The following is a 24,578-nucleotide window of genomic DNA, read 5'->3' on the forward strand; positions in this document are numbered from 1 at the left end:
ACATGATGACCGCTTTTAAATTGACTATTAAAATAGCTTTAATTACTGGTGTTTTTTTGACACAGATATATAGCTATGCACAAACTGATACTGAAATAGAAACCACAGAATCACAAGCAGATTTAATAGGACCATTTAATCGTCAGCAGCTAACCGACACACCAACATTTAACGCTTGGTTTTCTGAAAACTATGCAGATTACCAATTAAATGATGACGCCATTACCCAGCTAAAAAACTTACCTAAAACAGGCTTAAGTTTTAAAGTAATAATGGGTACTTGGTGCAGTGATAGTCAGCGTGAAGTTCCGCGATTTTCTAAAATAATGGACACACTACAGATTGATAAATCTGTTATTAAATTCTACGCTTTAGATGCTGATAAATTATCTCCAACAAAAATTGAAGAAACTTACAATATCAGTTTTGTTCCTACCATTATAGTCTACAAAGATGGTAAAGAATTAAATAGAATTGTTGAAATGTCTATTCGTACATTAGAAGAAGATTTACTCCTTATTCTTACTACCAACGATTATCAGCATATTTATGCGGAATAGTCGATTTTTAATTCACTATTTAGAACAACAATTAATACTCAAACAATTAAAAAAGCGACCCACTTGGGGCGCTTTTACTTTTTTAACCTAAAATTTAATTTTTCAATAAACGTCAGTTACTAGACTAAAACACGCCAAAATTAAAACGCAAATTTCACCAAAGTGCTCAAACTGGATTATTTTACGGAAAAACCGTAACGCTTTTTTTAACTTTTCAATGAACGTCGCATATTTGACAAAATAATACTGTGTAGTTTTATTTTTTTTTATAGTTTGTTTTTGCTAAAACATTTTTTGTTTAATAACAGTCTTCAAAATTATGTTTTAGCAGCGATTTCAATTTATGATGCTGCCATGGATTTTTTCAGTTAAATATTAATTATGTGATGAAAAAAAAATCAAAATACAAACATTTAAATTCTTTGGTTTTAGCATTGTTATATATTTCCGGTACAGGATTTTATATTGGAGCGTATTTATTTAAATATAATAGTAATATTATGCTTTACACAATTACGTTCTTCATATTTATAATTCTAAATAGAATTGCATATCATTCTTATGCTGATAAAAATTGTATGAAGAAATATTTATATTTTACTGAAGCTTGCTTTTTTATTTACATCATATGTGTTTATATGTATGATTCTGATTATTTTGTAAGATATAAGATTCTGCTAATTCCATCAATAATATTAGTACACGTTCAATTGTTTTTCACAAATAGAATGAAAAATAAAAAAAGTTAATAATTTTCAATACATCCGTTATTTGACTAAAACGCGCCAAAATTAAAATGCAAATTTCACCAAAGTGCTCAAACTGGATTATTTTACGGTAAAACCGTAACGATTTTTTAACTTTTCGATGAACGTCGAATATTTGACAAAATAATACTGTGTAGTTTTATTTTTTTTTATAGTTTGTTTTTGTTAAAACATTTTTTGTTTAATAGCAGTCTTCAAAATATTGTTTTAACGTAAAGATTAATCTTATGCAAGTGCTTGCTTTTTTTAATGATTCGCCAATAAGATATGGACTGTTAATTTCTTTTTGGTGTATTAACAAAAGACTGTAACAATAAGACTGTTAATATTGTTTAACCATTTTTAGCTATAAATATTAGCTAAAATTAAATATATACTACTTATGAAGAATAGAATGAAATTAACATCTTTATTTTTTTTAGTTTTATGCTTGACTTTTTCTTGCTCTAGCGATGAAACAAGTGAAAATAATAGCACACAACAAATTAATAAGTTTGAAAAGATTTCAAACTTGGAATTAGATCTGAATCTTAATTTTGAAATAGGAAAGGAAATACCAATTAAAAAAGAGGATATTTCTAGTTTCTTGGCTTCAAATTTTGAAGAAATAAAATCATTGGAAAATGACTTATTTCTTACTTTTGAAGTAAAAGGCATAAACAAGATAGTATATTCAGTTGATGATTTAAACTCATTACAAAACAAACTAGATGCCGATCCTCCTGGATTTTGGAATACTCCTGGATTAAATTGTACCAAATGTAGAAATGAAAGTTGTGTAAAAACCACAGTAGGCAATGCTATTGGAGATGGGAGTACACAAGTTTTTATTGGTGTTACACCTAATTTCTCGTTTGGTGTTCAAACATCTATATCAATTTGTTATGGATCACTTGAGGATATGATAGCTGAATTTGCACCTTAAATATTATTGCTTTTAAACGCAAAAGCGACCTGAATGGGTCGCTTTCTTTTTAACTCAAAATCTGATCTGTATGTGCTTTGGTTTTTACTTTGGTAATCACATCTTCAATTATTCCATTTTCATCAATAACAAAAGTAGTTCTGTGAATACCATCATACTCCTTACCCATAAATTTTTTCGGTCCCCAAACGCCAAAGGCTTCAATAACCGCTTTATCTTCATCGGCTAATAACGGATATTTAAAATCGTATTTATTTTTAAAATTGCTTTGTCTTTTCTCACTATCTGCACTAACGCCTAAAATATCATAACCTGATTTCTGAAAACGGCTATAATTATCACTTAAATTACAAGCTTCTGCTGTACAACCGGGTGTACTAGCTTTAGGATAGAAAAACAACACGAGTTTCTTTCCTTTGTAATCTGCTAATGAAATGCTATTGCCATCTTGGTCTTTAGCTGTAAAATCTGGTGCTTTATCTCCGGGTTTTAAATTTGTCATAGTATCTTTGTTTAAAATCAATTTCTGTAAAAATACAACTTATGACCAAGCAAGAAAAGGTAGAATTCGTTATAAAAACGTTAAAGGAATTATACCCTACTATTCCGGTTCCTTTAGACCATAAAGACCCATACACTTTGCTTATTGCAGTTTTAATGTCAGCTCAAAGTACCGATGTTCGGGTTAATAAAATTACACCGCTACTCTTTGCCAAAGCTGATAACCCATATGATATGGTTAAACTTACTGTTGAAGAAATTAGAGAAATTATTAAGCCCGTAGGCCTGTCTCCTATGAAAAGTAAAGGGATTCATGGTTTGTCTCAAATACTAATAGACAAGCATAATGGCGAGGTTCCAAAAACTTTTGAAGCGTTAGAAGAACTGCCAGCTGTAGGTCACAAAACGGCAGGTGTGGTTTTATCGCAAGCATTTGGTATACCTGCTTTTCCGGTAGATACACATATTCATCGCTTATTATACCGTTGGGGATTTACTAATGGTAAAAATGTGGTTCAAACAGAAAAAGATGCCAAACGTTTGTTTCCAGAAGAAATATGGAATGACTTGCACCTGCAAATTATTTGGTACGGACGTGAATACTCACCAGCACGTGGTTGGGATTTAGAAACAGATATTATAACTAAAACTATTGGTAGAAAAACCGTTATAGCAGATTATTATTCGGGGAAAAAAAAGCAATAAAAAAGTCCTGAGACTAATCAGGACTTTCAAAGTTTAGTTGAGAAGTGCTTCAAACTTCAACTTATTACAATTTATAACACTTAAAGCCTTCGAATAATCAAGAAGAAACTTTAAAGTCTCTTCTTTTGGGTTTAAATCAGCTTGATTGTTGATTTTTTTCTTAGAGTAAAGTTTTGCCATTTAAAACATTTTATTGGTTTATACTTTACTAAACGCATCTTATTAAAATATATTGTATCAATTAGTTAAAACAATATTATGTTTATCAATTATCTTTCTCATATTTATTAAAGCATAACGCATTCGTCCCAAAGCTGTATTAATGCTAACCCCTGTTTTTTCGGATATTTCTTTAAAACTCATATCTTTATACATACGCATTAAAAGGACTTCTTTTTGGTCTTCTGGCAACTCCTCAATAACACGTCTAACATCATGCTCTACTTGATTTTTTATGATACTTTTTTCAGCATCAAGAGCATTGTCACTTAATACCGAAAATATATTAAAATCGCCTGTATTACTAAATTTAGGCATGCGGTTATTTCTTCGGAAATGATCAATTACCAAATTATGAGCAATACGCATAACCCATGGTAAAAACTTACCTTCCTCATTATATTTCCCCATCTTTAAGGTTCTAATAACTTTTATGAAAGTATCTTGAAAAATATCATCGGCAATATCACGATCATAAACTTTCGAATAAATAAAACTAAATATACGTTGTTTGTGCCTATTGATTAATATTTCAATAGCTTGTTCGTTTCCGTGAATGTAATTGGTAACCAAGGTAGCATCTGTGATAAGTTTGTTGTCCATAATCATTACTTTCTTACCAGAACATGTCTGGCGTTGGGGTTAAAAAGGTATTTTAAAGTAATGTTATGCGTATAGGCTACTCTTGTGATTTATAGGTTTATAGAAACCAAATATAACAACAAAACTTTTAAAAAAACAAACATATCTTAATTTTTTCCTAAAATAATTTGTAATACATTCTATTTCTTAATGGGGTTTTCTTGTAGTATCTTTGCACAATTAATTCTCGCAATAGCTTATGATTACTAATATTTCTAAAGTAAACCCTAAAGAAAACATTATTATTAAAGGTGCAAAATTGCACAACTTAAAAAATATTGATGTTGTTATTCCAAGAAATAAACTAGTTGTTATAACAGGTTTATCGGGCTCTGGTAAGTCTAGTTTGGCTTTCGATACTTTATATGCCGAAGGTCAAAGACGATATGTGGAAAGCTTATCTAGTTATGCGCGTCAGTTTTTAGGGCGCCTTAACAAACCGAAAGTCGATTATATTAAAGGTATTGCGCCTGCAATTGCTATTGAACAAAAGGTTAATTCTACAAACCCACGCTCAACAGTAGGAACCACTACCGAAATTTATGATTACCTAAAGCTTCTTTTTGCTAGAATTGGTAAAACCTACTCCCCTAAATCTGGTAAAGAGGTTAAAAAAGATACTGTAACCGATGTTTTAAACCATATAAAGACATTTCCTGAAGGTGAAAAACTCCTCCTTCTTGCCCCTATATTTTTAGAAGAAGGTCGTACTCTAACTGATAAACTTAAAGTACTAAACCAACAAGGTTATGCACGTATAAAAGTTAATAACACTGTTGTGCGTATTGATGACGCTTCCGATATTGATGCTGATACTAAAAATATATTTCTGGTTGTAGATCGTGTTATTACTAAAAATGATGAGGATTTTTATAACCGTTTAGCAGATGCTATTGAAACCGCTTTTTTTGAAGGAAAAGGTAACTGTTATATTGAAACGTTATCTACTAATAATCAAGATCACTTTGGCAATAAATTTGAATTAGATGGTTTAGATTTCTTAGAACCTAATGTGCATTTATTTAGTTTTAATAATCCATACGGTGCCTGCCCTACTTGTGAAGGCTACGGAGATGTTATTGGTATTGATGAGGATTTAGTTATCCCAAATACAGGCTTATCTATTTTTGAAAACGCCATTTTTGCTTGGCGTGGTGAAAGCATGAGTTGGTATCGGGATCAGTTAGTTAATAATTCGCATAAATTCAATTTCCCTATACATAAAGCTTATTTTGAACTAAGTCCTGAACAAAAGCAACTAGTTTGGGGTGGTAACAAATATTTTGAAGGCTTAAATAGTTTCTTTTCGGAATTAGAAGCCAAAGCCTATAAAATTCAAAATCGTGTTATGCTATCGCGCTATCGCGGTAAAACCAAATGTAAAACTTGTAACGGCAAGCGTTTACGACCAGAAGCGGAATATGTAAAAATTAATAATGCTACTATTACGGATTTGGTGGATATGCCTCTTGATAGTTTGGCTGAATTTTTTAAAAACTTAGAACTTAATGATCATGACACACAAATAGCCACACGATTATTAAAAGAAATAAATAATAGATTATGCTTTTTAGATAACGTAGGGTTAAGTTATTTAACTCTTAATAGAAAATCCAATACCCTTTCTGGAGGTGAAAGTCAACGTATAAATTTAGCTACAAGTCTTGGTAGTAGTTTGGTTGGATCTATGTATATTTTAGATGAGCCTAGTATTGGCTTACACCCAAAAGATACTGAGCGTTTAGTTGGGGTTTTATTAGCACTAAGAGATTTAGGCAATACTGTAATTGTTGTGGAACATGATGAAGATATCATGATGGCTGCCGACGAAATTATTGATATTGGTCCAGAAGCAGGCACCTATGGTGGACATGTTGTAGCAACAGGAACTTTTAAAGATATTTTAAAATCATCATCATTAACAGCCCAATATTTAAATGGAGATTTAGAGATAGCCGTTCCTAAAAAAAGACGCACATCTAAATATGCTGTAGAGATAATAGGTGCTAAAGAAAACAATTTAAAGAATATTGATGTTACACTTCCTTTAGGAATGTTAACCGTAGTAACTGGTGTTTCCGGTAGCGGAAAAAGTACATTAATTAAAAAGATTGTTTATCCAGCATTACAGAAAAAACTTACGGATTTTGGTGATAAGCCAGGACAGTTTTCAGAACTGAAAGGTAATTTTAGTAATATAAAACATATTGAGTTTGTTGACCAAAACCCAATTGGCCGTTCATCACGTTCAAATCCAGTAACCTACATAAAAGCCTATGATGATATTCGCGCCTTATTTGCTGCACAAAAACTAAGTAAAATTCGTAATTATCAAGCTAAACATTTTAGTTTTAATGTAGATGGTGGACGCTGCGAAACCTGTAAAGGAGAAGGCGAAGTTACTATTGAAATGCAATTTATGGCTGATGTTCATTTAACTTGCGAAACATGTAATGGAAAACGTTTCAAAAAAGAGGTTCTTGAGGTGACATTTTATGATAAGTCTATTGACGATATTTTAAATTTAACCATTGATGATGCCATTCAATTTTTCACAAAACATGATGAAAAGCGCATTCAAAGAAAACTACAACCATTACAAGATGTAGGTTTAGGGTATGTAACTTTAGGGCAAAGCTCCTCTACGCTTTCTGGTGGTGAAGCCCAACGTATTAAATTAGCTACATTTTTAGGCAAAGGAAGTAAAAGCGATCATGCCTTATTTATATTTGATGAACCAACAACAGGTTTACATTTTCATGACATACAAAAACTTTTAAAATCGTTTTATGCCCTTATTGAAAAAGGTCATTCTATAATCGTAATAGAACATAATTTAGAGCTCATTAAATGTGCTGATTATATTCTAGATTTAGGTCCTGAAGGCGGAGAACGTGGCGGTTATTTAATAGCAGAAGGCACACCCGAAGAATTGGCTAAAAACAAGAAATCGGTTACTGGTAAATATTTAAAAGAAAAGCTTTAGAAATATAACAAAGCATACATTAATAAAAACACCATTGTTACTGGCGTTACAAACGATAAGAACACAAAAATTGTTATTGCCCATTTAACAATACTTTTAAACCAATTTTGCTCGTAAAAGGACTTTAATGCTAATATTAAATATATGGCTGTTGAGAGCACAATTAACCAGTCTATCCAATTGGGAATATCAAAAATAAAATTGATTACAATGATAACACTGAATGTTGTAAATAGATAGGAGAAAAAATAAAAACTAAACACCAAATGATTCACGTAATTCCCTTGTTTCAAGTGTAATAGCTTTAAAATAAAGGCGAAAATTGGTAACAGAAAAAACATGGCAAAAGGAATCATTCCGTAAAAGGAATCTATAATACCCGAAGCTTGTTTAGATTTATAGAATTTTAAACCCTGCGTATATGCCCGTTCTGTAAAATACCCATCAGTATCTTTAAGACCCATTTCTTTATAAATAATAGCATTTGGAGTATCGGCAGCTATAAGTGAATCTAACTTTTTAAAATCGGTAAAATTAATATCCATATTTCTCCTAAGCCTAAAATTAGGGTTATGTAATACCGAATCTAGAGCTTCTTTTGATAAATCAGAAAACTCCTCTGTATTTTGAATGGTCTGAAATACATCATCTCGTAATGTATCATTTAAAACTTCATTTAACGCAATTGGCGTTTTAAACGCATCTGGATTTTTAGTTGTAATTAACGAATCTATAGCACGATCTTTTCGTAATGCTTCTGATAAGTTTGCATCAAAACGCTGAGCCTGATCTTGCTCGATAAAAGAAAATAAGAAGAAAAATATAACAGATACAAATATATACATCTGACCTGGGTGCAAGTATAATAAGCGTTTGCCTTCAATATATTTATGAGCTAAAAAACCAGGTTTAAACATAAGCGGCATAAAACTCTTAAAAAAGCGCGCATCAAAAGAAAAATAGTTACTTATTGTATTATAAAACAACACCTTAAGTGTTAACACGTCATTTCTTTTTTGGCCACAATGTGGACAGTATGCAAACGAATCGTTATAACGAGTTTCGCAATTTTTACACGTATGTTTATTTGTATTCATAATTAGTTAATGATTCCGTAAATCTATAAAAAAAGAAATTAGCAACACCATCCTATAACTACTTTCATACGAGTTATTTATATTTTTGGCACGCTGTTTGTTTTATTCAATGCAAGTTTAATTAAAACTCTATACTATGAAAAAGCTCGCATATATATTTTTGTTATTGGTTAGTACTAGTTCTGCAATTTTTGCAAATATAGAATCTAAATCTGCTTATACTCCAAACGGCACTAATTACATCTTTACGGAGAATGGTATTGAGTTTTCACTGTTTCATGATGGTCAATTTGATTTTTACATGTCCAATTACCGAAACAACAGTGGTTTCAGGATAAATACGTCTTCAGGAGGTTTTAGCTTTAATACGGGCTACAATTATAATGCTTTTGTACAGTATGATGAATTTGGAGCTATAATTCAAATTGAAAATGTACCTATATATTATGATTATTATGGTCGGGTTGTTCAAATAGGAACTATTCAAATGCGCTATAACAATATGGGATATATAACACGAATAGGAGGTTTGCAAATTTACTATAACCGGTTTAATCAATACAGCCATCATGTTGGGTTTATTAATCCCTTTAATCGTGTTTATGCTTACAAACCATGGCATGCTTATTATTGCATCCCAGCAGTTCATTATCGTGTTGTATTTACGAGTCCGTATAGACAGTTTTACAAACCCGTTAGATATAGATTTAGTAAGCCGTATATAAATAACCATAGAAGAACAACTGCTGTAGCAAATCGTCGAGGAAACACTATTACCAGACGCATAAGTTTAGCAACTAGAACTTCTAGTACTCCTACTCCTGCTCCACGAAGAACAACTACTATTAATAGATCTATAATAGCGAACAAGACTACAAGTGGAAATAACCGTACAGCTGCTCTTGAAAGACCAAGTAGCTTAAACAAACGTACTACCAGTCTTTCAAATACACGTACAGCGGTAAACAAAAAAAGTACGCTAGTTAAAAAACCAAACACGAGTATGTCTCGTACATTAAATAAAGAAACAAGTCAATCTAGAAGTTCACAAGTAACGAACTCTAGTAAAAGAAGATAAAAACGATTTTGGTTGGTTAGTTAGAAATCCCTGCAATCTGTATGCCTCAAAGCTACATTGCGGGGTTTTCTTATTTAATACGATTAATCAGTCCGTGCAAAATTCCTGAAATTTCTTCCGAAAAGTTAAAACGATAAACAATACCACCATAAAAGACTGTTATTAAAAAAGATTTAACGGCTACATTTACCAAAGGATGCCAATTAAAGTCCCAAAAGTAGAACAAAATGAAAGACATACTAATTAGTATAATTACCTGAACGGTTGTTTTAGAAAATGGTTGCATTTTCAGCTTAGTTTTTACAAACCATAATTTAGAAATATTATAAAACAAAATTGCTAGAAACGTAGCAAATGCGGCACCATTAATACCATATATCGGTATAAATACCATGTTCAACACTACCGTTATACAAGCTAAAAACACACCTAATAACAATACCATTCTATAATAATCACTATTAAATAAAATGGCATTATTATTACCTAATAGGCTATCGGTTAATTTAGATAAGCTAATAATCAGAACCACTATCAGTCCATTAGCGTAGTTACTATTTATAAAAGCGTAAAGTTCATTTATATTTAAAACAATAAGTAAAAATATAAACCCGCTAATAATTAAAAGGTTTAACGAACTTTTCTTGTAAAGCTTAACCAGTTCTAACCGATTCTTATCATTAAGTAATTTGGCTGTTAATGGGCTTATAATTTGGTGCATGGCGCGGCTTGGCACACCTATGACGGAAGCTATATAAATAGCCACCCCATAATATGCTACATTTTCGATAGCTACATACCTATTCAGCATAAATTTATCAACTTCCAAAATAACGTTAGCCACTGAACCAGCTATAATAATTAACGAGGTATATTTTAATACAGTGGTTAAATTGGCAATTTTTAAACTTGTAAAAACAGGAAATCTCAGACTAAATGCATATAATTTCATTACTATCATACGTACTACATAAAGCGCTGTAATATAAACGATAAGCATATCAGGTTCTAAATATCCTAAATACAAACAGAATAACAATATCATAGTTCCAATCCTATGAAACACCTCCTTCATAAAATTCCCGAAAACACTTTGCATCTGCACTCTTGACCAAGCAAAAAACACTTCGAAATAAGAAAAAGAAACTGCCGAAATAAATATAAGCCAAACATAATCCTTTACAATTTCGTTTGTTCCAGCAAGCCAATTACTAATAAAATCAAACGCAAAGACACCAATCAAACCTGTAGGTATTATAACTGCTAACGGCAGAAATAGCATCAATAATAAAAAGCTATTTTGACTTTGTCTAGTCTTATAGGAAGAATAAAACTTTATAAGCGTATTATGAACGCCAAAAGCTAATATAGGCATCATAACATTAGCGGTAGAAAACACATAAGTAATTAATCCAAAATAATCATCACTTATAAATTCAGTAAACAAAAACAAGACATTTATCGCCCCTAAACCGAAACCTAAATAGGTTACAATGGTGTTTTTTATAGACTGATTAGCAACGATACCCATATTACAATAATTCAGCTAAACTTTTGGTTAATGCTTTTCTACTGTACTTTTGTAATCCAATACCATGAGCTTGTAAATTCCCTATTTTGTACGCAGCATAATGTAATTCTATTTGTGTTTTTAATGCTTTATAAGAATCGTACTCAAAATAATTACCTGTATTGGTTTCTTTAAGAATATTTGCCACATCTGACCCTTTAGGACCTAATGCTATTATAGGACGTTCGGAAACCATATATTCAAATAATTTACCAGGAATAATGCAACGGGTATCTGGAGAATCTATCTCAATAAGCAATAATAATTGTGATTTTTTCTGATATTCAACAGCTTCTTTATGTGAAACATAACCTACTTTATTTAAACAATAATTTAAATCGTTATCTGTTATCGTATTTATCACATCTTCGCTTACATATCCTACTAAATTTAATTTTAAGTCTTTAGCAAAATCAGCATTTTCACGGGTTAAATCCCCCAATACTTTCCATAGAACCTCAGGGTTTCGTTTAGACAAAAAGGAACCAATATGTGCTACCGAAAAAGCCTTATCTAGTTTAGGCTTTGCCGCCGACATATTATCATAACCATTTGTAATTACAGAAATAGGTCTGTCTGTTAATTCTGCAAACTCTTCTTTGGTCACTTGGCTTGTAACAATAATAGTATCTGCGGAATTTAATACGTTATGTTCTAATTCTTTATGCTTTCTTTCGGCAAACGCAGTTAAATTTAACTGTTTATGATAACCAATTGTTGTCCATGGATCTCTAAAATCTGCTAACCAATTTACGGCTAACTTATTCTTTAATTCTAAACCTATTAGGTGTAAACTATGTGGTGGACCTGTAGTTATTATCGTATCTATTTTTTCGTTTTTAATATAACTCTCTAAAAATGAAACAGATGGTTTTACCCAACCCTTCCTAGCATCAGGAATAAAAAAATTACCGCGTATAAACAAAAGTATTTTTTCTATAATAGATTGATTGCTCGCTTCTGAAATAATTCCTTTACTAATGGTTTTTGTTTTCTTTTTTGAAAAAACACGCGCCAACTTATAAGGCTCAGAAATAGGTTGCTTTATAATCTTTATGGATTCCGACACCTCTTCTAATAAGGTTTCGTCTTGAATAGGATAATTAGGGTTTTCAGGGATATAAACAATAGGTTCTATATTAAAATTAGGTAAATATTTTACAAATTTCAACCAACGTTGAACACCAGGTCCTCCGGCTGGTGGCCAATAATATGTAACAATAAGAACCTTTTTTCGCACACTATATAGATTTACGCTTTATACTATAAAATATACCACCTATACACAGTAAACCAAAAACAATAGAACTCGCTAAAGCAATCTGACTACCTGTTTTAATTACTTGTGGTTCAAATTTAAACTCTATTTCGTGTTTTCCTTTAGGAATATGCATACCACGTAATAAGTAATTCACACGTGTGTAAGGCGCCTCGTTTCCATCAATATAAGCCTGCCAACCTTCACTATAATATATTTCTGAAAACACAGCAAAACCATCTACTTTGGAACTTGATTGATACTTAATATAGTTAGGTTTATAAATATCCACCTGAATGTTTGCTGATGAATCAACATCAAACATCTGACTTTCAACACCAACCATGGTTGTTATCGCATTCTCTTTAGTGTCCAGACTGTCAAGTTTTAATATCTCTTCGTTGGCACTATCTAAATTTGTTAAACTATTTACAAACCAAGCATTACCATTGGCATCCGTATTAGTATATGGTACTACACTTCCATCCTCTTCCTGTGCAATAATATACTTTGTATTAAGCATATTTAGAACATTGATATTGTTTTGAGATATATAAAAATCGTACACCTCATTAAAACGTTTTAGTTTAGCTGCATGATACCCAGTTATTGAGTTATGAAAATAAGAAGCACGTGCACCACCTGACGTTACATCAAAAACTCTAAAATGTCCAGAATCTTTTTGTATTTCTAAATCGGCTGCATTTGCTTGATATGGTTTGTTTACTTGAACGGAAGAAACAAAATTATCATTATTAACATAGCGTCTGTCTACACCAACTAAATCAAATACAATAAGGGCTGCAAAAATTAAAACAGTAAATTTTTCGGATAGTTTACCCTTTAAATAATACCAAATAGTTCCTGCTGCCAAAAGAACCAATACTAAAGTTCTCAAGGTATCTTGGGTGAAAAATGTTTTTCTATCAGCAATTATAGCATCTATAAATTGCGGTCCGTAATTCTGACGATAAAGCCCATCGTTAGCACCAACAAAATTAAACAGTGTCGATTTAAATAACACGAAGACTAAGGCTAAACCTCCAGTAATAGCTACTGTATATTTTAATGCTTTTAGTTTATCCTCGTCTTTCTCTAAAGGATTAAATAAACGTACTAATCCAAAAACGGCTAACATTGGTATACACAACTCTAGTATAACTTGAATAGAACTAACAGCTCTAAATTTGTTGTACATTGGAACATAATCGATAAAAAAGTCTGTTAAAAAGCCTAAATTCTTTCCATAAGATAAAAGTAACGACAAAACGGTACCTCCTACAAGCCACCATTTTAAACGACCTTTAACTAAAAAAAGTGCTAAAACAAAAAGAAAGATTACCACAGCTCCAATATAAGCCGGTGCTTCCACAATAGTTTGATCACCCCAATACGTTGGCGAATGCTTAACCTGTTCTAAGGCTTGTAGCGGCGTAGCTCCAAGACGTAAAAAGAATTGATAAGATTCAGAATCTTTACCAACATCTTCATAGCTTCCACCTCCTAAAAAACGAGGTATATATAAATTAAATGTTTCTAAAATACCATAACTGTATTCTGTAATATAGGACTTATCAAGTCCTGTAGTTATTTCTTTAGCAGAACCATCCGGATTTATCGTTAAATCACTTTGACTACGAGTGCTTTCTTGAGCATATTCTTTTGTTGCCAAAAACCCAGTTGCATTTAACCCTACGGCCAAAACAACTGCAGCAACCATAATACCAACAGATTTAAAATAATGTGGCAATAATTGTTTTTTATAAGCATCTACCAAATAAGCTATTCCTAATATAATAACTAGAAACATTAAATAGTAGGTCATCTGAGGGTGATTGGCTACTATTTCTAAAGACATAGCAACAGTGGTGACTAAAAAACCTAAAATATATTTCCTTCTAAATGTTAATATAATACCACTCAAAACTAACGGCATATAAGCAATAGCGTGCGCTTTACTGTTATGGCCAACTCCAATAATAATAATAAGGTAGGTAGAAAACCCAAAAGCTAAGGCCCCCAAAGCCGCTAATTTAAAATCAACTTTTAATGTTAGCAATAATATATAAAAACCTATAAAATAGAGAAATAGATAATCTGCCGGCCTTGGTAAAAACCGTAATGTTAGGTCAAGTTCTTTAATGTAATTATGAGGGTACTTTGCTCCTAACTGATACGTAGGCATTCCCCCAAAGGCACTATTAGTCCAATAGGTTTCCCCACCTGTTTCTGCTTTAAATTGCTTTTGCTGATGGGACATCCCGATATAATGTTTTATATCACTTTGATAGATCTCCTTTCCTTTTAAAACAGGACTAAAATAAGCTAATGAAATACAAATAAAACCTACTAAAACAAGAATGTGTGGCAGGCATTTTTTAATTGAAAATTGCATGAAATTGGATTAATCAATGAAGGCGAAAATTAATCAATTTCTTCGTAATCTACATATTCACCAACGTTTTTATTTGAAGTATTTGATTGTGGTACTTTATCTATAACGGTTTCACCTTCGTTTTTAGAAGATTGTTGTTGCTTAGCTTGATTAAATTGCTGCCCAAACTGTTCACCAAATTTTTGTTCAGCTTTTTTTGCAACAAAGCGCATTAAAGCTGGAGCAAACAAGCGGGATAGTATTTTTATACCATACCAAACTAGTGCAATTATTAAAATTGTTTTTATTAAACCTGTAAAAGATGCGTATTGTAGCATATTCATAAATTTTTACAAAAATACAATTCTTAGTATTTAAATTAGAGCTTTAAGCACTAAAAAAAATATAAAATATCTATATTTGAAATCAAACACAAACTTATGAAATCTATTAAAATTTATTTATTTCTACTTGTTTCGTTTACAACCCTTTATTCGTATTCGCAATACACCGAAGTTATTAATTCTAATCGCCCTGGTGTATCAAAAAGTGCTTTTTCAGTTGGTACAAATGTGGTGCAGTTTGAAGTAGGACCTTATATCCTTAATGAAAACCACAATTTATTAAACAGGGAAGACAAGAGTTTTGGAAGTGATTTTGCCGTACGCTATGGTTTATTATGGCCGCAGTTAGAAATTAATGTGGAAGGCGCATTTCAATCTACCAATAGAACATACACGGATATTGTTTCAAATGATGAAACTTTCAGTAATTTTAAATCATTAACAGTAGGTGCTAAATACCTGGTTTATGATCCTTATAAGAATTCAGAAGAAGATAAACCCAACCTAAGAAGTTGGAAAGCAAATCACGCTTTTAAATGGAACCAATTAATACCTGCTGTTTCCGTTTATGCCGGTGCAAATTTTGATACTAAGGACAATCCTTTTACAGCTGCAGGCATTGAAGGTTTTAGCCCAAAAGTTATGGTTGCTACACAAAATAACTTTGCTAGTGGTTGGGTTCTAGTTACTAACTTTATTTTAGATAGAATTGGTACCGATCAATCCGATTTCTCATATATTTTAACATTAACAAAATCGATTACCGATCAATGGGTGTTATTTGGTGAAACACAAGGAATAAGTAGCGACTTTTATGCCGATAATTTAATCCGTTTTGGTGGCGCATATTTATGGAGTAAAAACTTCCAATTAGATACCGCTTTAACCTTTAACACTAAAGATACACCTAGCGTTTTTGGTGTGACACTAGGCGCCTCATACCGCTTAGATTTTCACAAAGACAAGGAAGAAAAAGATGGAACTTCTGCCGAAGAAGAACTTGAACGTCGTGAAAATAAATCACGAGGAAAGAACAAAAATAAACGTGAAAAACAAGATACCGACTTTAATAATTAAACTAATTTGATGCCGAAAGATTCATGATACAATTACAAGAAGTTAAAACTAAAAAAGAACTTAAACGCTTCGTAACATTTCCCTTTTCCCTTTATGAAGGTTCAAAATATTGGGTTCCCCCTATTATTTCTGATGAAGTAGCTACACTAAGTAAAGATAAAAACCCTGCATTTTTACATGCAGAAGCAAAATATTTCTTAGCCTATAAAAACAATCAAGTTGTTGGCCGTGTTGCAGCCATCGTTAACTGGACAGAAATTAATGAACAGAAAGTAAAAAAAATGCGCTTTGGATGGTTTGATACCATAGACGATATTGAAGTAACCAAAACATTATTAGATAAGGTCTCGGATATTGGAAAGCAGCATGATTTAGAATATATAGAAGGACCTGTTGGCTTTTCTAATCTTGATAAAAATGGCGCTTTAACTGAAGGTTACGACCATATAGGAACGATGGCCACTTGGTATAACCACCCTTACTATATTGAACATTTTGAAAAGTTAGGCTTAAAAACCGAAAAGGAATATATAGAAAGCAAGTTTTCATTTAAAAACTTACCTATAGAGCGTTTTGTAAGAGGGAATAATATCATTTTAAAGCGTTTTAAACTTAAGCCTGGTAGTTTTACTAAAACCAAAGAAATAGAACCGCATTTGGATAGTATGTTTGATTTGTTTAACAGATCCTATTCTAAGTTATCTACATTTGTACCAGTTTCAGATGCCCAACGTGATTACTTTAAAAAGAAATTTATTAATTTCATTAATCCTGAGTATATCAAATTCGTTTTTGATGAAAATGATAAGATGATTGCCTTTGCTATTGTTTTACCTTCTTTTTCTGAAGCACTACAAGAAACAAAAGGTAAGTTATTCCCTTTTGGTTTTTTAAAACTTTTAAGAGCTAAGAAAAACAGTAAAACGGCTTTGTTTTATTTAATTGGCGTAGAGCCTCATTATCAAAATAAAGGTGTTACGGCGGTTATATTTAATGAATTCCATAAATCGTTTACAAAATTTGGTATTGAAACCTGTATACGGTTACCCGAATTAGCAGATAATTTAGCGTCTCATCAAATATGGAAAGACTTCGACACAACCATTATTAAACGTCGAAAGACTTTTAGAAAAGATCTTTAAATAGAAAAAGCCGATTTTAAATTAAAATCGGCTTTTATATATATTATATAATTGTTTTTACTTTTCCATAGCAGCGGTTACAGCTGCAGATAAACGCTTATAAGTTCCGTTTTCTAATCGGGTTCTAATACCATCAAAAGCATCTAAAGTAACACGAACATCTTCTAATGTATGTGTTGCTGTTGGTATCATACGTAATAAAATTAATCCTTTAGGAATTACCGGATACACGACTATAGAACAGAAAATACCGTAATTTTCACGTAAATCTTTAACTAAAGCCATAGCTTCAGGAATACTTCCTTTTAAGTATACTGGTGTTACACAACTCTGTGTTGTACCAATATCAAAACCACGCTCTTTTAATCCTGATTGTAAAGCATCTACAATTTTCCAAAGGTTTTGCTTTAATTCCGGCATAGTGCGCAACATATCTAAACGTTTTAAAGCACCAACAACCAATTGCATTTGCAATGATTTAGCAAACATTTGTGAACGTAGATTGTATTTTAAGTAATCGATAATTTCTTTATCGGCTGCAATAAATGCACCTGTACTAGCCATAGACTTTGCAAAAGTAGCAAAATACACATCTATCCCGTCTTGAACACCTTGCTCTTCTCCGGCACCAGCACCTGTAGCGCCTAATGTACCAAATCCGTGCGCATCATCAACAAAAAATCTGAAATTATATTTTTTCTTTAATTCAACAATTTCTTTTAAGCGACCTTGCTCACCACGCATACCAAATACACCTTCGGAAATCACTAAAATTCCACCGCCAGTTTGCTGTGCCATTTTAGTTGCACGCTCTAAGTTTTTCTCTAAACTTGCTACATCGTTATGCTTATAAGTAAAACGTTTACCCATATGTAAACGAACACCATCAATAATACACGCATGTGCATCTACATCGTAAACAATAATATCATCCTTACCAACTAAAGCATCAATAGTAGATACCATACCTTGATAACCAAAGTTTAATAAATAAGCTGCTTCTTTACTAACAAAATCAGCCAATTCGTTTTGTAACCTTTCATGAAGTTCTGTGTGTCCAGACATCATACGCGCACCCATTGGGTAAGCAGAACCATAAGCTGCACCAGCTTCAGCATCCACCTTACGAACTTCAGGGTGATTAGCTAACCCTAAGTAATCATTAATACTCCAAGTAACAACTTCTTTTCCTTGGAATTTCATACGATTAGAGATTTCACCTTCTAATTTAGGAAACACAAAATATCCCTCAGCATGGGATGCCCATTTTCCTAGCGGACCTTTATCTCTATATATTTTATCAAATAAATCTCTCATAAACCTATTAATCTTGTTAGATATTGCAAAATTAGATATTTATAATTTTACAACATAATAATTTTACGTTCTATTATTAACACAGATGATAGTTAACTATAAGATTTTATAGTTAACTATCATGTGCTGTATTTGAAGCAATCTAAATAAATTGAATGTCTTCTTCTTTCTCTTCTATATTGGCTGTATCTAAAAAGCCTTGTTCATCCATCCATTTATCGCTATATATTTTACTCATATAACGTGATCCATGATCTGGAAATAACACTACTACTACATCTTTTTCAGTAAAAGTACCTTCCTCTTGTAGTTGCTTAACGGCTTGCATAGCTGCACCTGATGTGTAACCAACAAATAAGCCTTCTGTTTTTGCAATTTCTCTGGCTGTTAAGGCACTTTCCTCATCGGTAACTTTTACAAAAGAATCTATTGCATCAAAATCTGTAGCTGTAGGAATTAAGTTTTTCCCCAAACCTTCAATTCGGTATGGATAAATTTCTTTAGCATCAAACTCACGCGTTTCATGGTATTTTTTTAATACCGAACCATAAGCATCAACCCCTATAATATTAATATCAGGATTTTGTTCTTTTAAGTATTTAGCAGTTCCTGAAATAGTTCCTCCTGTTCCACTACACGCTATTAAATGTGTAATCTTACCAGCTGTTTGGTTCCATATTTCTGGTCCCGTTGAATGGTAATGTGCATTAGTATTTAATGCATTAAAATATTGATTAATATAAACAGAACCTGGTGTTTCTTTATGTATACGCTTCGCAACTTCATAATAAGATTTAGGATCGTCTGCAGCAACATGGGCTGGACATACATATACTTTAGCTCCCATAGTTTTCAACATATCAATCTTATCTGGAGAAGATTTTGAACTAACAGCCAAAATACAGTTGTAACCTTTTATGATACTAACCATAGCTAGGCTAAATCCTGTATTCCCTGATGTTGTTTCGATAATTGTATCTCCTGGCTTTAAAATACCTTTTTTCTCGGCCTGTTCAATAATATATAATGCAATTCTATCTTTTGATGAGTGCCCTGGATTAAAAGCTTCTACTTTTGCAAAATAGTTACCTTTAAAAGGAGCTGTAATTTTATTCAGTTTAATTAAAGGTGTGTTCCCTACAAGGTCTAACACATTATTGTAAACTTGATTTGTGTGTTCCATATTTACTATTTATAAAACTCTATTTTAATAGGTAATAAAGCTTAAAACCTTGCAAAAATACATTTTTTTTTTGAACTATTCAGAAATCCCCTCTAAATCCAATAAGAAGGCATATTCTAAAGCTACTTCTTTCAAACTTTCAAAACGTCCTGAAGCACCACCGTGCCCTGTATTCATGTCTACATGTAAAAGTAATTTATTAGTGTCTGTTTTTAAGTCTCGTAATTTAGCAACCCATTTGGCAGGTTCCCAATACTGGACCTGAGAATCATGTATCCCGGTTGTTACTAGTAAGTTAGGATATGCTTGAGAACATACATTATCATATGGCGAATAAGACTTCATATAATGATAATAGGTTTCATTATTAGGGTTCCCCCATTCATCATATTCACCTGTTGTTAAAGGTATAGAGTCGTCTAACATGGTTGTAACAACATCTACAAATGGCACTGCTGCTACAACGCCATTGTATAACTCTGGATTTAAATTAATTACAACTCCCATTAACAAACCACCGGCTGAACCTCCATTTGCATACAAATGCTTCTCAGACGTATAATTTTCTTTTATTAAATGCTTTGAACAATCTATATAGTCATAAAATGTATTCGCTTTTTTAAGCAGCTTACCATTCTCATACCAATCACGTCCTAAATATTCACCCCCACGAATATGTGCTATTACGAAAATAAAACCTCTATCTAGTAAACTCAATCTAATGGTTGAGAAATACGGATCTATTGTAGAGCCATATGAACCGTAGGCATAAAGTAACAACGGATTTTCCCCGTCTTTCTTAATCCCTTTTTTATAAACTACAGACATCGGTATTTTTACACCATCTCTTCCGGTTGCCCAAATGCGTTCAGAAGTATAATTTTCTTTATTGAAATCACCTAAAACAATCTGTTCTTTTAAAACTGTATGGGCTTTGTTCGTAAAATTATAGTCAATTACAGAACTTGGTGTCGTCATACTATTATAACCATAACGAAGTACATCTGAGTTAAATTCAGGGTTGTTACCTAAATACGCGGTGTATGTCTCACTCTCAAATGGCAAATAATAATCTTCAGCTCCATCCCAACTAATTACACGGAGTTTATTTAACCCTTGAATACGTTCATTTAAAACATAATAATTTTTAAATATCTCAATATCTTCTAATAATACATCACTCCTATGTGAAACGACATCTTTCCAGTTTGATTTATTTGTATCTGTTTCTGGTGTTTTTTGAAGTTTGAAATTTATTGCTCCATCATTATTCGTTATTATAAAAAAAGCATCCTTATAATGAGAAATTGCATATTCTAAACCGCGTTCTCTTAAGTGAAACACTTTAAATTCGCCATCTGGCTTATCGGCAGGCAAAATACGATACTCAGAAGTTAAAGTACTCGATGCACCTATTACAATATATTTTCGTGATTTGGTTTTGTAAACAAAAGCATTGAATGTTTCATCAGTTTCGTGATAGACTTCAATATCTTCCGAAGCATTTTCATTTATTCTATGCTTATATATTTTATGAGCACGCAAGGTGACAGGATCTTTAACGGAATAAAAAATAGTTTCATTATCACTAGCCCAAGTACAGCCACCGGTGGTGTTTTTTATTTCATTAGAATAAACGACACCCGTTTCTAAATTTTTTATCTGAATGGTATATTGTCGCCTACTAACTGTATCAACCGAAAAAGCTGCCATAGTATTGTCTGGACTTATAGAAATACCGCCCAACTTAAAGTAACTATGTGTCTTAGCCATCTCGTTACAATCAAACATTACTTCCTCTTCCGCTTCTAAAGAACCTTTCTTTCGTGTATAAATAGGATAGTCTTTCCCTGTTTCAAAACGCGTTACATACCAATATTCATTATAAAAATATGGTACAGATTGATCATCTTCCTTAATACGTGCTTTCATTTCATTAAAAAGCGACTCCTGAAAAGCCTCTGTAGGCTTCATAACGTCTGAAGTGTAACTGTTTTCAGCATTTAAATAATCTATTACTTCAGAGTTTTCGCGATCATTTAACCAAAAATAATCATCAATACGCTCGTCATCATGAATTATTAAGGATTTAGGATTTTTTTTTGCTACCGGAGGGTGTGTTATTTTTTTCAAAAAAAGTGGGTTTATTCAGGCTACAAAAATATAAAAATTAAATAGCTTTGTATTCAATAAAAAATGATAATATTATGTTTGGAGACCTTATGGGAATGATGGGTAAAATTAAAGAAACCCAAAAAAAAGTTGAAGAAACCAAAACGCGACTTAACTCGGTACTAATTGATGAGTCTAGTGCTGATAATAAGTTAAAAGTAACTATAACGGCAAATAGAGCTATTAAAGATGTTTCAATTGACGAATCGCTTTTAGAAGATAAAGAAGCTTTAGAAGATTATTTAGTTTTAACATTGAATAAAGCTATCGAACGCGCAAGTGAAGTACATGAAACAGAAGTTGGTGCCGTTGCTAAAGAAGGCATGCCCAATATTCCAGGTATGGATATGTTTAAATAACCATTACCTACTAAAAAAGCCAAACTAATAATTAGTTTGGCTTTTTTGTACAATTCAATTAAGGAGCTTTAAAAATTTGCAGATTTCAAGACCGTTAAAAAATGATCATGCATAGAATCTGTATAATCCAAATGTGTTACAATTCGCAACTTGCCACTACCCATACCACTCAAACGAATTCCTTTTTCAGAAAAGTAATTTAAAAAAGCTAATTCGTTATTATTGTCAACCAATTCAAATATAATAATATTGGTTTCTACAGGTGTAACCTTTTTAATGGCTGGTATATTTTTTAACACCGTTTCTATTTCTTTAGCTTTTTTATGATCATCAGCTAAACGATTTACATGGTTGTCTAAAGCATATAAACCAGCTGCTGCCAAATACCCTACTTGTCGCATTCCTCCTCCCAATATTTTACGAATACGAATAGCGTTTTGCATAAAATCCTCATCACCAATTAGTACAGATCCAATAGGACATCCTAAGCCTTTGCTCAAACAAACAGAAATGGTATTAAATACTTGACCATAACTTGCGGCATCTTCTTTTTTGGCTACTAAAGCATTCCATAAACGAGCTCCATCTAAATGAAAACCCAATTGATTCGTATCACAAACCTGACGTATTTTTTTTAACTCTTCAATATCCCAACAGGCGCCTCCACCTCTATTTGTGGTATTTTCAACCGCAACCAATTTTGTTAGCGGACTGTGATAAAAATCAGGCGGATTAATAGCTTCTAGAACCTGATTGGCAGAAAACATACCACTATTACCGTCTAATAATTTACATGAAACACCACTATTAAAAGATACACCACCTCCTTCATAATGATATATATGTGCATCTTTATCGCAAATTACCTGATCACCAGGATTTGTATGGAGCTTAATAGCCGTCTGGTTTGCCATAGTTCCTGTAGGGAAAAAGAGAGCTTGCGGCTTACCAAATAGTTTAGCTAGTCTTTCTTCAAGAGCATTAACAGTCTCATCTTCCTTATATACATCATCGCCAACTTGAGCATTCATCATAGCTTCTAACATAGCTTTTGTAGGCTTGGTAATCGTATCGCTTCGTAAATCTATATTCATATAAAATAGGTGTTTATAAAGCCTAAAATTAATCCATTTTAAATTTTCTGTTGGCAGTTTTAATTATATTTTTGTTAAAATTTAAATTTATGATTACTTCAGATCAAATTAAGGATCTACAAAAACGCCTAGAGAAACTTAGGCACTATCTTTGACATAGATGCCAAACTGATAGAAATTCAAAACGAAGAAGAACAAACCTTCTCACCCGATTTTTGGAACGATTCAAAACACGCCGAATCGGTTATGCAAACACTAAGAACTAAAAAGAAATGGGTTTCCGGTTATGAGGAAGCTATAACCCTTTGTGACGACTTAGAGGTTATTTATGAGTTTTACAAGGAAGAGGAAGCTACTACTGAAGACGTTGAATCACGTTTTAAAAAAGCAGAAGCTTTAATAGAGGATTTAGAGTTTAAAAACATGCTTTCTGAAGAAGGTGACAATCTTAGTGCAGTATTGCAAATTACTGCAGGTGCTGGTGGTACTGAAAGTTGCGACTGGGCAAGTATGCTTATGCGAATGTATTTAATGTATGCTGAAAAAAGTGGTTTTAAAGTTAAAGAGCTTAACCTCCAAGAAGGTGATGTTGCCGGTATTAAAACAGTAACTTTAGAAATTGAAGGTGACTTTGCTTTTGGTTGGTTGAAGGGTGAAAATGGCGTTCACCGATTGGTACGCATCTCCCCTTTTGATAGTAATGCCAAGAGACACACCAGTTTTGCTTCCGTTTATGTTTACCCCTTAGTTGACGACACGATAGAAATAGATATAAACCCTGCAGATATAGAAATAACTACTGCCCGTTCTAGTGGTGCTGGTGGTCAAAATGTAAATAAAGTTGAAACTAAAGTTCAGCTTACGCATAAACCATCAGGTATTCAGATATCATGTAGTGAAACACGTTCGCAGCATGATAACCGATCGCGAGCTATGCAAATGCTTAAATCGCAGTTATACGAAATAGAGCTTCAAAAACAAATGGCTCAGCGAGAAGATATAGAAGCCGATAAAATGAAAATTGAATGGGGAAGCCAAATTCGGAACTACGTAATGCACCCATATAAACTAGTTAAGGATGTTAGAACAGCTCAGGAAACAGGTAATGTGGATGCCGTTATGGATGGTAACATTGAACCGTTTTTAAAAGCATATTTAATGATGATGGGACAAAAAACAGAAGAATCTGGACAACTCTAAAATAAAAC

21 protein-coding genes are annotated in these 24,578 nt (G+C 32.5%); 9 read left to right on the forward strand and 12 right to left on the reverse strand.

All coding sequences use genetic code 11. The features are described 5' to 3' along the window. The first annotated feature begins 2 nt into the window (after positions 1-2). Complete coding sequence (locus ACW5R3_RS08305; protein WP_456576543.1) at positions 3-560, forward strand: thioredoxin family protein; 558 nt, start codon at positions 3-5, stop codon at positions 558-560. A gap of 1,149 nt (positions 561-1,709) precedes the next feature. Further along, complete coding sequence (locus ACW5R3_RS08310; protein ID WP_456576544.1) at positions 1,710-2,252, forward strand: hypothetical protein; 543 nt, start codon at positions 1,710-1,712, stop codon at positions 2,250-2,252. 49 nt (positions 2,253-2,301) lie between these two features. Here ACW5R3_RS08310 and bcp read toward each other — a convergent pair whose 3' ends face one another. After that, positions 2,302-2,754, reverse strand: a complete 453-nt coding sequence (bcp, locus tag ACW5R3_RS08315; protein WP_456576545.1) for a thioredoxin-dependent thiol peroxidase — start codon at positions 2,752-2,754, stop codon at positions 2,302-2,304. A gap of 41 nt (positions 2,755-2,795) precedes the next feature. Here bcp and ACW5R3_RS08320 point away from each other — a divergent pair, with 41 nt between their 5' ends. After that, positions 2,796-3,458, forward strand: a complete 663-nt coding sequence (locus tag ACW5R3_RS08320) for an endonuclease III domain-containing protein (protein WP_456576546.1) — start codon at positions 2,796-2,798, stop codon at positions 3,456-3,458. Positions 3,459-3,491: 33 nt separating this feature from the next. Here the strand turns inward: ACW5R3_RS08320 and ACW5R3_RS08325 are convergent, their stop codons facing one another. Then, positions 3,492-3,638: a hypothetical protein gene (locus ACW5R3_RS08325; RefSeq protein ID WP_456576547.1), complete on the reverse strand. Its 147-nt coding sequence runs from the start codon at positions 3,636-3,638 to the stop codon at positions 3,492-3,494. Positions 3,639-3,695: 57 nt separating this feature from the next. Then, positions 3,696-4,280 carry an RNA polymerase sigma factor gene (locus ACW5R3_RS08330; protein WP_456576548.1) on the reverse strand — a complete coding sequence of 195 codons (585 nt, stop codon included), beginning with the start codon at positions 4,278-4,280 and terminating at the stop codon, positions 3,696-3,698. A gap of 238 nt (positions 4,281-4,518) precedes the next feature. Here ACW5R3_RS08330 and uvrA point away from each other — a divergent pair, with 238 nt between their 5' ends. Continuing rightward, positions 4,519-7,305, forward strand: a complete 2,787-nt coding sequence (uvrA, locus tag ACW5R3_RS08335) for an excinuclease ABC subunit UvrA (RefSeq protein WP_456576549.1) — start codon at positions 4,519-4,521, stop codon at positions 7,303-7,305. Here uvrA and ACW5R3_RS08340 read toward each other — a convergent pair. Beyond that, positions 7,302-8,402: a DUF3667 domain-containing protein gene (locus ACW5R3_RS08340; RefSeq protein WP_456576550.1), complete on the reverse strand. Its 1,101-nt coding sequence runs from the start codon at positions 8,400-8,402 to the stop codon at positions 7,302-7,304. The two genes, uvrA and ACW5R3_RS08340, sit on opposite strands and share 4 nt — an antisense overlap. 136 nt (positions 8,403-8,538) lie before the next feature. Here ACW5R3_RS08340 and ACW5R3_RS08345 point away from each other — a divergent pair, with 136 nt between their 5' ends. Continuing rightward, positions 8,539-9,480 (forward strand): hypothetical protein, encoded by a 942-nt coding sequence (locus ACW5R3_RS08345; RefSeq protein ID WP_456576551.1) that lies wholly within the window; start codon positions 8,539-8,541, stop codon positions 9,478-9,480. A gap of 70 nt (positions 9,481-9,550) precedes the next feature. Here ACW5R3_RS08345 and ACW5R3_RS08350 read toward each other — a convergent pair whose 3' ends face one another. From ACW5R3_RS08350 to ACW5R3_RS08365, 4 genes are read right to left on the reverse strand one after another with little or no spacing between them, the layout of a single operon-like run. Continuing rightward, positions 9,551-11,011 carry a lipopolysaccharide biosynthesis protein gene (locus ACW5R3_RS08350; protein WP_456576552.1) on the reverse strand — a complete coding sequence of 487 codons (1,461 nt, stop codon included), beginning with the start codon at positions 11,009-11,011 and terminating at the stop codon, positions 9,551-9,553. Position 11,012: 1 nt separating this feature from the next. Further along, positions 11,013-12,290 carry a glycosyltransferase gene (locus ACW5R3_RS08355; protein WP_456576553.1) on the reverse strand — a complete coding sequence of 426 codons (1,278 nt, stop codon included), beginning with the start codon at positions 12,288-12,290 and terminating at the stop codon, positions 11,013-11,015. Between the two features lies 1 nt (position 12,291). Beyond that, positions 12,292-14,703 carry a YfhO family protein gene (locus ACW5R3_RS08360; RefSeq protein ID WP_456576554.1) on the reverse strand — a complete coding sequence of 804 codons (2,412 nt, stop codon included), beginning with the start codon at positions 14,701-14,703 and terminating at the stop codon, positions 12,292-12,294. Between the two features lie 29 nt (positions 14,704-14,732). Then, a complete protein-coding gene (locus ACW5R3_RS08365; protein WP_456576555.1) occupies positions 14,733-15,020 on the reverse strand; it encodes a DUF4834 family protein in 288 nt (95 codons plus the stop codon). 102 nt (positions 15,021-15,122) lie between these two features. Between ACW5R3_RS08365 and ACW5R3_RS08370 the strand changes: the two genes are divergently transcribed. Together ACW5R3_RS08370 and ACW5R3_RS08375 are read left to right on the forward strand one after the other, a co-directional pair. After that, complete coding sequence (locus ACW5R3_RS08370; protein ID WP_456576556.1) at positions 15,123-16,103, forward strand: transporter; 981 nt, start codon at positions 15,123-15,125, stop codon at positions 16,101-16,103. Between the two features lie 23 nt (positions 16,104-16,126). After that, positions 16,127-17,245: a GTP cyclohydrolase gene (locus ACW5R3_RS08375; RefSeq protein WP_456576557.1), complete on the forward strand. Its 1,119-nt coding sequence runs from the start codon at positions 16,127-16,129 to the stop codon at positions 17,243-17,245. A gap of 57 nt (positions 17,246-17,302) precedes the next feature. On the opposite strand, the gene ACW5R3_RS08380 is transcribed toward ACW5R3_RS08375, so the two are convergent. The 3 genes from ACW5R3_RS08380 to ACW5R3_RS08390 form a co-directional block, all read right to left on the reverse strand. Beyond that, positions 17,303-18,562 (reverse strand): aminotransferase class I/II-fold pyridoxal phosphate-dependent enzyme, encoded by a 1,260-nt coding sequence (locus ACW5R3_RS08380; RefSeq protein ID WP_456576558.1) that lies wholly within the window; start codon positions 18,560-18,562, stop codon positions 17,303-17,305. A 142-nt stretch (positions 18,563-18,704) separates the two neighbouring features. Continuing rightward, complete coding sequence (locus ACW5R3_RS08385; RefSeq protein WP_456576559.1) at positions 18,705-19,745, reverse strand: PLP-dependent cysteine synthase family protein; 1,041 nt, start codon at positions 19,743-19,745, stop codon at positions 18,705-18,707. Positions 19,746-19,820: 75 nt separating this feature from the next. Further along, positions 19,821-21,878 carry a S9 family peptidase gene (locus ACW5R3_RS08390; protein ID WP_456576560.1) on the reverse strand — a complete coding sequence of 686 codons (2,058 nt, stop codon included), beginning with the start codon at positions 21,876-21,878 and terminating at the stop codon, positions 19,821-19,823. 74 nt (positions 21,879-21,952) lie between these two features. Between ACW5R3_RS08390 and ACW5R3_RS08395 the strand changes: the two genes are divergently transcribed. Further along, a complete protein-coding gene (locus ACW5R3_RS08395; protein WP_456576561.1) occupies positions 21,953-22,276 on the forward strand; it encodes a YbaB/EbfC family nucleoid-associated protein in 324 nt (107 codons plus the stop codon). Positions 22,277-22,344: 68 nt separating this feature from the next. Here ACW5R3_RS08395 and ACW5R3_RS08400 read toward each other — a convergent pair whose 3' ends face one another. After that, positions 22,345-23,370: a threonine aldolase family protein gene (locus ACW5R3_RS08400; protein WP_456576562.1), complete on the reverse strand. Its 1,026-nt coding sequence runs from the start codon at positions 23,368-23,370 to the stop codon at positions 22,345-22,347. Positions 23,371-23,459: 89 nt separating this feature from the next. Between ACW5R3_RS08400 and prfB the strand changes: the two genes are divergently transcribed. Next, positions 23,460-24,570 (forward strand): peptide chain release factor 2 gene (gene prfB, locus ACW5R3_RS08405; RefSeq protein ID WP_456576563.1). Its coding sequence is split into 2 segments (ribosomal slippage): positions 23,460-23,522 and positions 23,524-24,570, totalling 1,110 coding nucleotides; the frame shifts between segments, so codons are not numbered across the junction. Positions 24,571-24,578: the final 8 nt, after the last annotated feature.

It is taken from the genome of Algorimicrobium bowmanii, from assembly GCF_054031195.1.